Raw genomic sequence first — 14,128 nt, 5'->3', positions numbered from 1 at the left:
AACGTGTTCATTATTCGTTTCATGCAACAATGCGATAAATTTGATAAGTGCAAATAATTGAAGGATTGATCCGGGATGAGAAATAATTACGAGCTCCTGGATATCCGCGCTTTCCTGGCCTTGATGAGCCTCGGCAGCTTCAACGCCGCGGCCGAGAAGCTCAACATGTCACAGCCTGCGTTCAGCCGCCGGATCGGACAGTTTGAAGAAACGCTGGGCGTCAAGCTTTTCGAGCGGACGACAAGAAGCGTTCGCCCCACTCGCATCGCCGAGCAGTACCAGCCGGCCTTCGCGCGCCTGCTGAATGAACTCGACGCGATCTCGTCCCTGGGGGCAACCTCAGGCCCGTCACGTGAAACCGTTGTGATCGCCTGCGTCTTCTCGGCGGCGGTCAAGTTCCTGCCGTCGCTCATCAGCGACTTTCTAAGCCTGCACAGCGGCGTGGAGTTCAGCATCCTCGACGTTTCGGCGAACGAAGCGCTTGAAGCGGTGTCGACCGGCGAGGCTCATTTTGGTGTGACGATCCTTACAGGCAGCTATCCGTCGCTGGCCTTCATCCCGGTGATGTCCGATCCGTTCGTGTTCATCTGCCATCGGTCCCACCCCTTGGCCGGCCGCAAGTTCGTGACGGGTACCGATCTGGCAGGTCACCGCCTCATCCAGTTCCAGAGCGGCAGCTACAATCGCACGATCATTGATCTGTCGACGGCCCCGTCGAACCTGGATCTCGACTGGACTGTGAAGGTCAATCACCTGTCCACCGCCATCGGCTTGGTCGATGCGGGCGTCGGGGCTTCGATCATGCCGCATATGATGGTGGAAACCGTCAACTCTCCAAACGTGGTTGCCATCGAATTGAGAGAACCCAGGATGACCCGGACCATCGGTATCGTTGAAAAGAAGGGGCGCGTCCTTGCCTCGATGGCGAAGGAATTCCGCGATTTCTTGAACAACGAATGGCCCGACAGCATCGCCAAGACCTGACCCGCTCCCGCCGTGACCCAGCCTGGCGCGTCAAGGCCACCGCGTCGAGAGCAACTGACGCTTGGGCCCATGCAGCGGCGTCACAAGCCAATCGCCTGGTTGGGACCGACGCGTGACTCCCACCGTTGATTTCCGTTGAAAACCGCAACTCTGTCCCGCACCATTCCGCAATGAGCATCAATTTTGAACTCCTCGATCTGCGCACCTTCATCGCGATCATCGACCTTGGCTCTTTCCGCAAAGCCGCCGAGGCATTGAACATTTCGCAGCCCGCGCTGACCCGCCGGATCCAGGCCTTCGAATACAAGCTGGGCAATCAGCTGTTCGAACGCTCGACCCGGCATGTCTCACCGACGAATGTCGGTCGCGAGATCGAACCCATGGCGCGCCGCACCATCGCCGAGATCGACGAACAGTTTGGATCGCTTTCCGATGCGGGCGCCTCCCGTTCGGGATTCATCTCGATCGCCTGTATCCCGACCTCGACGCTCAGTTTCCTTCCCCGCGTGATCGGCAAGTTTCACGCCGACTTTCCGCGGGCGCGTTTTCGCATCCTCGACAATTCCTCGGCCCAGGTTCTGGACAGCGTGTCTGACGGCACGGCGGATTTCGGACTGACCTTCACCGGCCAGTCCGACAGCCAGTTCAAGTTCACCGCGCTGTTCGAAGACGAATTCGTCGCTCTTTGTGCGCCAGAGGACCGGATCGCGCAAAAGGCCAAAATCGCCTGGAGCGAGCTGAACACCCTGCCCCTGATCGGCGTCAACAGATCCAGCGGCAACCGGACGCTGATGGACACAAGGCTGTCGAAAGACGGCATCAAGCTGAACTGGGCGCATGAGGTGAACCACGTCACCGCGGCCGTCGGGCTGGTGCGCCAGGCTGTCGGCGTGTCGGTAGTGCCGCGGATGGCCTATGATCCGCTGCTGATGGGCGATCTGCGGATCATCCCGCTGGTGAGCCCCGTCGTGTCACGGCGGCTGGGCATCATCGAGCGCAGCGGCGCGCGGCAGGGCCGGCTGGTCACGGCCTTCCTTGACCTTCTGAAGACCTTCGGCGCGGCCGAGGTCTGATCATGCCCCTTTTGTCGCCGCGCGACCGGCCCCAAGCGGCTGTCAGCCGACGACCTTCTTCCGCCGCAAGGTCTCGATCTCTTCGGCGCGGTAACCAAGCGCCGACAGGATGTCCTGATTGTCGCGCCCCAGGGGCGGCGGCGGACTGTCGATCCTCGGTCCGCCTTCGGCGAAGGTGAAGGGCGCAAGCGGCACGGAATAGCCGCCCTCGACCAGGGGCGAGCCGTCTTCGAAACGGTGAAAGGCGCGGCGATGCGCGACTTGCGGGTCGGCCAGGGCCTCGCGCACGCTGCGCTGGCGCACCGCGGGCACATGATGGGCCTGGAAGAAATCCTCCCATTCCTGCGCCGTCTTGGTGAGGAAGATCTTGTTGAGCAGCGCCAACTCTTCCTCGCGCCCGGCAAGCCGCTCGGCCTCGCTGCGGTTGGCGCGTTCGGGATGGCCAAGCGCCTGCCACAGCCGCGCATATTGCCGGTGGTTCGCGGCCGCCAGCATCACCTTGCCGTCGCTGGCCTGGAACTGGTTGTAGGTCGGGCTGCCATGTTCCAGCTTTTCATAGGTCATCTCGCGGCCGGTGCGCAGCGCATCGGTGATCTGCGCGCCCATCATCATGAAGGCCACATCGTTCAGGCAGGCGTCGATCCTTTGCCCCCTGCCGGTCCTTTCGCGCTGGAACAGCGCGCTGGAAATCGCGAAAGCCGTGGCGATCCCCGCCCCGATATCCACCAGCTGCGGCCCGCAGCGCAGCGGCCCCGTCGCTTCGGTGCCGGTGATCGACATGATGCCGGAATAGCTTTGGATCACCTGGTCATAGCCGGTCTGGCCGCGCCGGGGCCCGTCCTGTCCCCAGGCGGTCAGCGAACAGTAGATCAGCCGCGGGTTGATCTTCTTCAGATCGTCATAGCCCAGCCCCAGCGCCTCGAACGACCCGGCGCGGTAGTTCTCGACGAAGACGTCGCTGTCGCGGACCAGCGCCTCGATGATCGCCCGGCCTTCTGCGGTCTTGATGTTCACCGTCAGAGACCGCTTGTTCGCGCCGGTGGTCAGGAAGCGCGTGCCCATGAAGGCATCCGCAAGCCCCTTGTCGCCGCCATCGCTGCGCGCCATGTCGGGGTCTTCGGGCGGCTCGACCTTGATGACCTCCGCCCCCAGCATCGCCAGCTGACCCGTGGCGAAGGGGCCGGCAAGCACATGGGTCATGTCGACGATCTTGATGCCTTCGAAGGGCCTTTGCATGCCTTTGTCCTCTGCCAGCCGCGGATGCCTGGATCTGGCCGGCATAAGCGGACCCATCCTATCCGTAGCGGCGCGGTGACCTTTCTTCCAATGCCGATATCCGACAGGATTATTCCGCGAACCGGAATGACCGGCCTTCGCTTGCCGCTGCGGGACCTGTACCCCCAAACCGCCCGGATCTGTGTCTGTCGCCGCCGATCGTCTTCGCGCTAGGAGCAGGGTCAGAAGCCCGATCGACCCAAGCTTCCCGGTCGATCGACCACCCCTTTTGCACCTACAGCGCGGATGACCGCAGCAGGCGGCCCGCCGCCCGGCGGATGGAGACGTGAATGATCGAGATTTCCCACCACATGGCAAACAAGCCCTGGGCCGGCACTTCCGCCCGATGGTCCGAGATCCGCAACCCGGCGACCGGCGCGGTGACAGGGCGCGTGGCGCTTGCCAGCCCGGCGGATGTCGATACCGTGGTCGATGCGGCCCGCCGCGCGCTGCCGGCCTGGGCGGCGACCCCGCCCGCCAAACGGGCCGCGGTGCTGTTCGACTTCCGCGACCTTCTGCGCAAGCACATTGACGAACTGGCGGCGCTGCTGTCGGCCGAACATGGCAAGACCATCCCCGACGCCAAGGGCGAAATCGCCCGCGGCATCGAGGTGGTCGAATTCGCCTGCGGCATCCCGCAGCTGCTGAAGGGCGACTATTCCGAATCCGTGGCGAACAATGTCGACAGCTTCTCGGTCCGTCAGCCGGTCGGCGTCGTCGCGGGCATCACGCCTTTCAACTTCCCGGCCATGGTGCCGCTGTGGATGTATCCCGTCGCGATCGCCTGCGGAAACACTTTCGTGCTGAAACCTTCCGAGAAGGATCCCAGCGTCGCCCTGCGCATCGCCGAACTGCTGGCCGAAGCCGGGCTGCCGGCGGGCGTGTTCAACGTGGTGAACGGCGACAAGGAGGCGGTCGATGCCCTGCTCGACAATCCGGCGGTCGAGGCGATCAGCTTTGTCGGCTCGACCCCGATCGGGAAATACATCTACACCCGCGGCGCGGCGAACGGCAAACGCGTGCAGGCCCTGTGCGGTGCCAAGAACCATATGGTGGTGATGCCCGATGCCGACATGGATCAGGTGGTCGATGCGCTGATCGGCTCGGCCTACGGGTCGGCGGGCGAGCGCTGCATGGCGATTTCGGTGGTGGTTCCGGTGGGAGAAGACACAGCAGACCGGCTTGTCGCCGCGCTGTCGCCGCGCATCCGCCAGCTGCGGATCGCGCCCTGCACCGATCCCAAGGCGGAACTGGGCCCGGTGATCTCGAAGCAAAGCCAGACCCGCATCCTGGGCCTGATCGAGGAAGGCCTGGCGCGGGGCGCCGAGCTGGTGGTCGACGGGCGCGGCATTTCCATTCCCGGCCATGAAGAGGGCTATTTCATCGGCGGCTGCCTGTTCGACAGGGTGACGGTCGACATGTCGATCTACCGCGAAGAGATCTTCGGGCCGGTGCTTTCCGTCGTGCGCGCCAAAACCTACGAAGAGGCGGTGCAGATGGTGAACGACCACGAATTCGGCAACGGCACCGCGATCTTCACCCGCGACGGCGATGCGGCGCGCGATTTCTGGGCGCGGGTCCGCATCGGCATGGTCGGTGTCAATGTGCCGATCCCGGTGCCGGTCGCCTATCATTCCTTCGGCGGCTGGAAGCGGTCGCTGTTCGGCGACCACCACATCCACGGGATGGAAGGGGTGCGCTTCTACACCAGGCTGAAGACCATGACGACGCGCTGGCCCTCGGGCATCCGCACCGGCGCCGAGTTCAACTTCACCAGCGGCAAGGACGCCTGAGCCGCCGTCCCGGACAAGCCGGCAGCCCATGCGGCCGCCCCCCGAACCCAGAACCCGCGCGGGCGATCCGGTTGCTGCCGCATCGCCCGCAGCCGCGCGCCTGGCAGACCGCCTTTCAGCGCATAGGTCGAATGATGCCCTTTCTGATGCACGCCACTTTTCACGCGGTCTCGACCTCGGTGTCGCGGCTGTTCCGCGGGGTGTTCGTGGCCCTGCTGATCGCCGGTGCCGCGACCTTTCTGTCCGATCACTACGGGGCGCCCGCCATGCTGATGGCGCTGCTGCTGGGCATCGCGCTGAATTTCCTCAGCGAAGAGCCCCAATGCGCGCCCGGCATCGCCTTTGCCAGCCGGTCGATCCTGCGCATCGGCGTCGCTCTTCTGGGGCTGCGGATCAGCTGGCAGATGCTGGCGGGGCTGGGCGCTTCCTCGGTGCTGTGGATCATCGCCGCCGTCGCCACCACGATCGCGGTGGGGCTGCTGGGCGCGCGTCTCTTGGGGCGCGACTGGCGCTTCGGCATGCTGACCGGCGGGTCGGTGGCGATCTGCGGCGCTTCGGCGGCGATGGCGATCTCGGCCGTGCTGCCGCGCAACGAGCGGTCGGATACCGACCTGTCCTTCACCGTGATGGCCGTCACGCTGCTTAGCACCATCGCCATGGTGATCTACCCGATCTTCACCGATGCCGCCGACATGCCGCCCGCCGATGCAGGCCTGTTTCTGGGCGCAACGATCCATGACGTCGCGCAGGTGGTGGGCGCCGGCTACACGGTTTCCGACGAGACAGGGGATGTCGCGACCGCGGTCAAGCTTCTGCGCGTCGCCTGCCTTGCGCCGGTCATCCTGCTTCTGGGCATTGCCATCGGCCGGTCCGGGCAGGCCGCGGCCCCGGGCACGCGCCGCCCGCCGCTGCTGCCGTTCTTCGTGTTGGCCTTCCTGCTGCTGACCACCTTGAATTCGCTTGTCGCGGCCCCGCCCGCGCTGGTGCAGTTGGCCGGAAACCTGTCGAAATGGATGCTGCTGACCGCAGTGGCCGCCGTCGGGATGAAAACCTCGCTCCGGCAGCTTGCCCACGTCGGCGGACCCGCAGTGATTCTGGTCGTGGCCGAGACCGCCTATCTGGGGATCGGCTTCTTCCTGATCACCGCCTGACGGCAGCGACGGGGCGGATTTCCGGCCTGACTTATCCTCTCTCCTCTCTGTATCGGGCTTATGACGGCGCGCGACGGGCCTGCGGTTGACCCTGGGCCCATCGTCGCCGCAGGCCTGCCTGTTTTCTGTGCCAAACCCGGAAAAAGCTGACTCCATTATTCCGAATATTGCAACGAAAAGCCGCCAGATTTGCATTGGCCCGCAAGACACATTTGTCCCTAGTCTCGCCTCAACAGGCCAGCGCAACACGCCCCTCCACGGGCCGGGCCGCCCGATCTTTACGAAGTCTGGACATATCCCATGCAAGCAAAACTCGTGGTTACCGGCGAAACGCTGTGCACCCGCAAACATTCGTCCTTCACCGACCGGCCCTTCCTCGACATGGTCGAGATCATCCGGTCTGCGGACGTGGCCTGCACCAATCTCGAGACCCGGATCCACACCTTCAAGGGCGCGCCGATGCCGATCGACACGATGGGGCAGGAACAGTCCTATCAGCAGGCCGATCCCTTCGTGGCCGAGGAACTGAAATGGCTGGGTCTCAACATGATTGGCCGGTCAAACAACCACGGCATGGATTTCGGCCCCGAGATGATCCGCGAAGAGGCCGAGATCCTCGATGCCGCCGGTCTTGTGCATGCTGGTGTGGGCAAGAACCTGTCCGAGGCGACGCGCGCGACCTTCCTTGAAACCGACAATGGCCGCTTCGCCTTGATCTCGGTCTGCATCGACTTCCCGCCGCATTGCCCCGCCGGCCCACAGGGCCCCGATCTGCCCGGCCGGCCCGGGATCAACGCGATCCACCACGACATCCGCTACGAAGTGTCGGGCGAGACCTTCGACGCGCTCGCCCGACTGATGCAAGAGACCGACCAGCACAAGGCGCTGCGCGATGACCAGATCCTGGCCTTCGGCAAGGTGTTCAAGCGCAGCAAGGCCAACAGCATCCATTATGCCGTCGACCAGGCCGATCTGACCCGCAACTGCCGCGTGATCGCGGATGCGAAACTGGCCTCGGACATCGTGGTCGTGCATCTGCATCAGGAAACCGAAGGCCATTATCCGCTGAAGCATGTCGAGGATCTGGCCCATGCGCTGATCGACGCCGGCGCCGATGTGGTGATGGGCGATGGCCCGCATCTCTTGCAGGGCATCGAGATCTACAAGGGCCGGCCGATCTTCTACAGCCTGGGGAATTTCTTCTACCAAAGCGAGACGATCAAGCTTTTCCCCCCGGACCAGTATCTGCGCGCCGGGCTGGGCATCGACGCCCTGCCGCAGGAAGCGATCGAATATCGCGACGCGATCCGCGCAGGCCGGGTGCAGAAAGACAATATCCGCCCGTTGCGCGCGGGCGGGGAATATGGCGAATGGCACGAAGCGGTTCTGGGCGCCCTGTCCTTCAAGGACGGCGCCATTACCGAGATCCGGCTGCATCCGCTTTGGCACCACCACGAAAAGCGCGCGCAACGCGGGCTGCCGCGCATCGCCAGCCACGAGATCGGCGACCGTATCATCCGCAAGATGGCCGAATACTCTGAACGCTACGGAACCGAAATCCGCAACGAGAATGGCGTCGGGGTGATCACGAAGTTCGACTGAACAAAGGGGATCAGACTCTGATTCCGCACAACACGGAGGTAAAAGATGAAAATGACAAAACGCACCCTGCTTCTTGCCAGCGCGATGACCAGCCTTCTGGTCACGGGCACGGCCGCCGCTGCGGCGGATTTCGCCTGCTCGACCCTGCGCTGGATCGTTCCCTATTCGGCGGGTGGCGGGCTCGACTGGGCCACGCGCCTGGTGACCGACGGCGTGTCGCAGAAACTGGGCGGGGTCGCCGTTGTGGTCGACAACCGCGCCGGCGCGACCGGCGCCGTCGGCGGCAAGGAAGCGATGAACGCCAAGGCTGATGGCTGCACCATCCTGTCGATCACCAGCTCGATGGTGGTGAACCAGGCCGTGAAGGGCCATGACGAAGTGGGCTTCGACCTGCTGACCGATTTCACCCCGGTCGTGGCGCTGGCCTCTTCGCCCTATTTCATCACCGCGAATGCCGATCTGGGCGTGAAGACCCTTCCCGAGCTGCTGGCGAAGGCCAAGGAAAAGCCGAACGAAATTCCCTATTCCACCTCGGGCAAGGAATCGCTGCAGGCGCTGGCCTATGGCCTGCTGAAGTCGCAATCCGGGGTCGAGATGATCGAGATCCCCTACAAGGGCGGCGGCGAGATGTTCGCCGATTTCCTGTCGGGCCGCGTGCCGCTGTTCCTGGCCTATCCCTACGAGGTAAAGGACTATGTGGGCGAAGGCAAAGCGTTCTACCTTGCGGTCACCTCGGCCGAGCGCCACCCGCTGCTGCCCGAAGTGCCGACCGTGGCCGAAACCCTGCCCGGTTTCGAGATCCTGCAGACCTATGGCGTCGTGGCTCCGGCCGGCACCCCGCCCGACGTGATCGCCCAGATCAATGCCGCGATCAGCGAAACCCTGGCCTCTGAAGACGTTGCCAAGAAGCTGCAAAGCGAGACGTCCTTCGTGGTCAAGGCCGGCGCGCCCGAAGCCTATGGCGAGATGCTGAAGAAGGATCTGGAACAGTTCCGGTCCATCGCCACGGATCTTGGCTTGGTCAAGTGATCCACAGTCTGCTGGGGGAACGCCGGTCGCGGCGTTCCCTTGCAGGTATTCCGGGGCTTCAGGCCCCGTTCCAATGATGCCGGACAGGCATCGCTTACCCCAGAAGGACGGAAGAATGTCTGATTTGCCCCGCGGCAGACAGCTCGAGAGCTTTGTGCTGGCGACGAGCTACACTACAATCCCTGAGGACGTGCGGGAGGCCGCCCGTCAAGCTTTGGTGGATTACATCGGCGTGTCGATCGTCGGCCGCGACAGCCCTGCTGCGCAACCCGCGCAGCAGGTGATCAAGCGCTGGGGCGCCGCCGGAAAGGCAAGGGTCATTCTGGGGCAAGCGACCAATCCGGCGATGGCGGCCCTGGCGAACGGGTCGATGACCCATGCGCTGGACATGGACGATACCCACAGCCAGGGCTGCGGCCATCCCAGCGGCCCGGTCTGGTCCACCGCGCTGGCGATGGGGCAGCATTACGGGAAAAGCGCGCAGGACGCGCTGGCGGCCTTCGTCACCGGCTATGAGGTGATGGCACGGCTGGGCGGCGGCGGCACCTATGGCATCGGCCGCACGCTGCAGGTGCGCGGCTTCCACCCGACCTCGATGGTGGGCCGGATGGGCGCCGCCTGCACGGCGGCGGCGCTGCTGAAGCTGGACCAGGACCAGATCGGCAATGCCCTGGGCGCGGTCGCGACCACGGCGGGCGGGCTTCTGGGCTCGTTCGGGACGCATGGCAAACCCTTCCATGCCGGCAAGGCCGCGATGGACGGCATCCTCTGCGCCGAGCTGGCGCTGGACGGTTTCGTCGGCGCCCGGCATCTGTATGAAATCAAGGGCGGCTGGATGACGGCCTTCCTGCGCGACGACCAGTTCCAGATCCCCGATCTGGATTTCGCGGCCAAATGGGAATTGCTGGAAACCGGCTACAAGCGCTTTGCCAGCTGCCGCGCCACCCATACCCCGGCCGAAGCCGCCATTCTGGCGCGCGCGAAGGTGGACGGGCGCCCCATCAAGCGGGTGGTGGTCTATCTTGACCGCACCGCCATGGTCACCGCCGGTCGGCTGGATCCGAAGACCGGGCTGGAGGGCCGGTTCAGCATTCCGCTCTGCGTGGCGATGGGCCTGCTGGGGATCAACCTTGGTTCGCATGACTTCACCGAGGCAACGGTTGCCCGGCCCGAGGTGCAGGCGCTGCTGAAGAAGATCGAATGCATCACCATCGACGACCAGCCCGAGGACGAGACCCATATCGAGGTCGAACTGGACAGCGGCGAGATGCTGAAGGCCTCTTCCGAGATCCCGTTCGGCGATCCGCGGCGTCCGTTCACCTGGGATGACCATCACGCCAAATTCTCGGAACTGGTCACGCCGGTCATGGGCCAGCCCGCGACCGAGCAGCTGTTCGATCTGCTGCGCGGCTTTGACCAGCAGCCCGACAGCATGGACCGGCTCAGCCGGATGCTTGCCGCTCCGGCGGACTGACAGAAAGGGAACTAACGTGAAAGCGACGCACCATCTTCGGGATCTGCTTTCCGGCGCAAGCATCGTAATCGTCGGACTGGCAATCTCCACCTATTGCATGGCGACACTCGAACGAGGGACGCTGATGGAGCCCGGACCGGGCGGGTTTCCCTACGTACTCGGCCTGCTTATGGTGTTGACGGGTGCGATTTCGCTGTCGATGACACTGTTCGGCGGGCGCAAACAAGCGCCCGTCGAGGAAGAGCCGGTTCTGGGGCTGAACCTGCGCATCCTGGGACTGGTGATGATCTCGATCGCGGCCTTCGGGCTTTTGATCGAAAGCTTCGGTCTGGCACCGGCCTGCTTCGCCTCCGTCCTGCTCGCCTCACTGGTGGCGCGCAACATGTCGATGACAAGCCGCTTGGTCTCTGCCGTCTGCGCCTCGGGCCTCGCCGTTCTGATCTTCGCCGAGATCCTTTCGGTGCCCGTCCATATCTTTACCTGGCCGCTGGAATTCTGACCATGAATGACATCTTTTCAAACATGTGGCTGGGCCTGTCGGTCGCCGCCACACCTGAAGGGCTCCTGTACTGCACGCTTGGCGTGTTCGTGGGAATGGTGGTTGGTGTCCTGCCGGGCCTTGGATCGCTTGCGGCGATTTCAATCCTGTACCCGATCACCTTCCATGTCGAACCGCACTACGCCATCATCATGCTGGCAGGCATCTATTACGGCACCACCTACGGCGGCAAGACGACGGCAATTCTGCTCAACGTTCCGGGCGAAACCGATGCCGCAGTCGTCTGTTTCGACGGTCATCCGATGGCCAAGCAGGGTCGCGCCGGCGTGGCGCTGTTCATGAGCACGATGGCCGCCTTCCAGGGCGCGGCGATCGGCATCGTCATCGTGATGCTGTTCTCGCCTGTCATCGCCTCCGCCGCACTCAGCTTCGGCTCCCCCGAATATTTCGCGCTGATGGCCATGGGCCTGCTGGCCACGACCGCCATGTCCGACAGCGGCCCGGCGAAAAGCATCGCGATGGTATTGTTCGGCATCGTACTGGGTCTCGCCGGCACCGATGTGAATTCCGGGGTCGAGCGGTTCACCTTCGGGCTTACCAGCTTGCAGGACGGTGTCAGCATGGTGGTCATCGCTATGGGCCTATTCGGCGTATCGGAAATCATCTTCACTTTCGCCACCACCACCGCCGTGGTCGAAAAGATCAGCATGCGGTCCATGCTGCCTCGCAAGGACGATCTGCGCCGCTCCGTCGCGCCCGTCCTGCGTGGCGCCGCCATCGGCACCTTCTTTGGGGCGCTGCCCGGCACCGGATCGACCGTGTCGACCTTCATCTCCTACGGGACCGAGCGGAAGGTCTCGAAAACGCCCGAACGCTTCGGCAAGGGCGCAATCGAAGGCGTGGTCGGCCCCGAGGCCGCTGCGAACAGCGCCGACATGACCGCCTTCATTCCGACCCTGACGCTGGGCGTCCCCGGCTCGACCTCGATGGCGCTGATCCTGTCGCTTCTGGTCATGCATGGCATGACCCCCGGCCCGCGGCTGATCACCGATCACGCCGATCTGGTCTGGGGCCTGATCATGAGCTTCTGGATCGGCAACATCCTGCTCTGCGTCTTCAACATCCCGATGATCGGGCTTTGGGTGCGGCTGCTGCGGATCCCCAGCCAGTATCTTTATCCGCTGATCCTGATGTTCATCTGCATCGGCACCTATTCGGTCCGCATGCATCTGGGCGATGTCTGGATGGTGATCGTCGCCTCGTTGTTCGGCGTGGCCGCGCGGTTCGGCAATTTCCCCGCAGGTCCGCTGCTTCTGGGTTATGTCCTTGGCCCGATGATGGAAGAGCATTTCCGCCGCACGCTGCTTTTGTCCCGCGGCGACCTGTCGGCCTTCTTCCAGGGACCGATCTGCCTGACGATCTACACGGCGGTGATCCTGCTGTTCAGCTTCAAGCTGTTCCGCCTCTCGCCCCTTGGCCGCCGGATGTTCCCCAGGCCGATCCTCGACGAAAGCCTGTGACCGGCCATCGCGTCACAGCGGAACCCATGGTTTGGCCCCGTGGCTGAACCCCCGACACCAGGAGACCGACATGACCGACTATTACAACCTTGGACCCTATACCTGCCCGGTCAGCACCCAGTCGCCCGAGGCGCAGCTTTGGTTCGACCGCGGCCTGATCTGGTGCTTCGGCTACAATCATGATGAGGCGGTGGCCTGTTTCCTCAAGGCCATCGAGCGCGATCCCGATCTGGCGATCGCCTATTGGGGCGTCTCTTACGCGTCGGGCTGCAATTACAACAAGCCCTGGGCGGCCTTCGACGATGCCGACATGGAACGCTCGCTGGCCCGCGCCTTCGACTATGCCCAACGCGCGCTTGAGAAATCCGCCAACGCCTCCGAGGTCGAGGCGGCGCTGATCGTCGCGCTGCAACGCCGCTATCAAAGCGCCACCGCCCAGGGCAGCGAGGCGTTCTGCGTCTGGAACGACGACTATGCCGATGCAATGCGCGAGGTCTATGCCCGTTTTCCGCGCGATCTGAACGTCGCGACCTTATTCTGCGAGGCGGTGATGAACCGCACGCCTTGGGCGCTGTGGGATCTGAAGACGGGAAGCGTCGGCGCCGACGCCAGTACGGTCGAGGCCGTTTCTGCAAGCGAAAAGGCGCTGGCCCTGCCCGGCGGCTATCAGCATCCGGGTCTGCTGCACATGTACATCCACCTGATGGAAATGTCGCCCTTCCCGGAACGCGCGCTGCGCGCCGCCGATGCGCTGCGCGGGCTGGTGCCCGATTCCGGCCATCTGCAGCACATGTCGACCCATATCGACGTGCTGTGCGGGCATTACGAACGGGTGGTCACCTCGAACCACGATGCCATCGTGGCAGACCGCAAATACCTGGCCCGCCAGGGCGCGATCAATTTCTACTCGCTCTATCGCTGCCACAATTATCACTTCAAGGTCTATGGCGCGATGTTCCTGGGCCAATATGCGCCCGCCATGGAAGCCGCCACCGAAATGGCCGGCACGCTTCCGGCCGAACTGCTTCAGGTCTCGTCGCCACCTATGGCCGACTGGCTGGAAGGCTTTCTGTCGGTGAAGCAGCACGTCTATATCCGCTTCGGCAAATGGGACGAGATCGTCGCCCAGCCGCAGCCGGAAGACCCCGAGCTGTTCTGCGTGACCAATGCGATGATGCATTACGCCAAGGCCGTGGCCTATGCCGCCAGCAACTGCGTCGAACCGGCCCTTGCCGAGGCCGAGAAGTTCGAACAGGCCTTCGCGCGGGTGCCCGAAAGCCGGATGCTGTTCAACAACACCTGCCGCGACATCCTGACCGTGGCGCGGGAGATGATGCTGGGCGAAATCGCCTACCGTCAGGCCGAGTATGAAACTGCCTTCGCCCATCTGCGCAGATCGGTCGATCTCAGCGACAACCTGCCCTATGACGAACCCTGGGGCTGGATGCAGCCGACCCGCCACGCCCTGGCCGCGCTGCTGCTGGAGCAGGGCCAGGTCGAGGAATCTGCGGCCGTCTACCGCCAGGATCTGGGCCTCGACCCGACCCTGCCGCGCGCCGTGCATCACCCCGACAATGTCTGGAGCCTGCAGGGCTATCACGAATGCCTGCGGAAACTGGGCCGCGATGCCGAGGCGGCGCTGATCGGGCAGCGCCTGACGTTGGCCAAGGGCCGGGTCGATGTGCCGGTGCGCGCGTCCTGCTACTGCAAGCAGGGCAGCCGCTGAGC

11 protein-coding genes are annotated in these 14,128 nt (G+C 64.0%); 10 read left to right on the top strand and 1 reads right to left on the bottom strand.

The window, feature by feature from the left end; genetic code table 11:
* Window positions 1-75: 75 nt before the first annotated feature.
* Window positions 76-984, top strand: coding sequence for a LysR family transcriptional regulator (locus tag ACED67_RS09130; protein ID WP_395541285.1), 909 nt, complete (start codon window positions 76-78; stop codon window positions 982-984).
* Window positions 985-1,154: 170 nt separating this feature from the next.
* Entirely contained in the window at window positions 1,155-2,057 is a 903-nt protein-coding gene (locus ACED67_RS09125; RefSeq protein ID WP_395541284.1) for a LysR family transcriptional regulator, read from the top strand.
* A 42-nt stretch (window positions 2,058-2,099) separates the two neighbouring features.
* Here ACED67_RS09125 and ACED67_RS09120 read toward each other — a convergent pair whose 3' ends face one another.
* On the bottom strand, window positions 2,100-3,293 hold the full coding sequence (locus ACED67_RS09120; RefSeq protein WP_395541283.1) for a CaiB/BaiF CoA transferase family protein: 1,194 nt from the start codon (window positions 3,291-3,293) through the stop codon (window positions 2,100-2,102).
* A 329-nt stretch (window positions 3,294-3,622) separates the two neighbouring features.
* Here ACED67_RS09120 and ACED67_RS09115 point away from each other — a divergent pair, with 329 nt between their 5' ends.
* From ACED67_RS09115 to ACED67_RS09080, 8 genes are all read left to right on the top strand, one after another.
* Window positions 3,623-5,125 carry a CoA-acylating methylmalonate-semialdehyde dehydrogenase gene (locus tag ACED67_RS09115; RefSeq protein WP_395541282.1) on the top strand — a complete coding sequence of 501 codons (1,503 nt, stop codon included), beginning with the start codon at window positions 3,623-3,625 and terminating at the stop codon, window positions 5,123-5,125.
* A gap of 146 nt (window positions 5,126-5,271) precedes the next feature.
* On the top strand, window positions 5,272-6,276 hold the full coding sequence (locus ACED67_RS09110; protein ID WP_395541281.1) for a YeiH family protein: 1,005 nt from the start codon (window positions 5,272-5,274) through the stop codon (window positions 6,274-6,276).
* A 300-nt stretch (window positions 6,277-6,576) separates the two neighbouring features.
* The gene (locus ACED67_RS09105) at window positions 6,577-7,878 is read left to right on the top strand and encodes a CapA family protein (protein WP_395541280.1); all 1,302 of its coding nucleotides are present in this window, start codon (window positions 6,577-6,579) and stop codon (window positions 7,876-7,878) included.
* Window positions 7,879-7,923: 45 nt separating this feature from the next.
* Window positions 7,924-8,907: a Bug family tripartite tricarboxylate transporter substrate binding protein gene (locus ACED67_RS09100; protein ID WP_395541279.1), complete on the top strand. Its 984-nt coding sequence runs from the start codon at window positions 7,924-7,926 to the stop codon at window positions 8,905-8,907.
* 115 nt (window positions 8,908-9,022) lie between these two features.
* Window positions 9,023-10,381 (top strand): MmgE/PrpD family protein, encoded by a 1,359-nt coding sequence (locus ACED67_RS09095; RefSeq protein WP_395541278.1) that lies wholly within the window; start codon window positions 9,023-9,025, stop codon window positions 10,379-10,381.
* 16 nt (window positions 10,382-10,397) lie between these two features.
* A complete protein-coding gene (locus ACED67_RS09090; protein WP_395541277.1) occupies window positions 10,398-10,880 on the top strand; it encodes a tripartite tricarboxylate transporter TctB family protein in 483 nt (160 codons plus the stop codon).
* Between the two features lie 2 nt (window positions 10,881-10,882).
* Window positions 10,883-12,400, top strand: coding sequence for a tripartite tricarboxylate transporter permease (locus ACED67_RS09085; protein WP_395541276.1), 1,518 nt, complete (start codon window positions 10,883-10,885; stop codon window positions 12,398-12,400).
* Window positions 12,401-12,470: 70 nt separating this feature from the next.
* On the top strand, window positions 12,471-14,126 hold the full coding sequence (locus tag ACED67_RS09080; protein WP_395541275.1) for a tetratricopeptide repeat protein: 1,656 nt from the start codon (window positions 12,471-12,473) through the stop codon (window positions 14,124-14,126).
* Window positions 14,127-14,128 lie beyond the last annotated feature (2 nt).

Source organism: Neotabrizicola paludis, from assembly GCF_044142105.1.
GTDB lineage: Bacteria > Pseudomonadota > Alphaproteobacteria > Rhodobacterales > Rhodobacteraceae > Pseudogemmobacter.
Note: the sequence above shows the minus strand (reverse complement) of the source record. Positions and strands in the feature narration are given on the sequence as shown.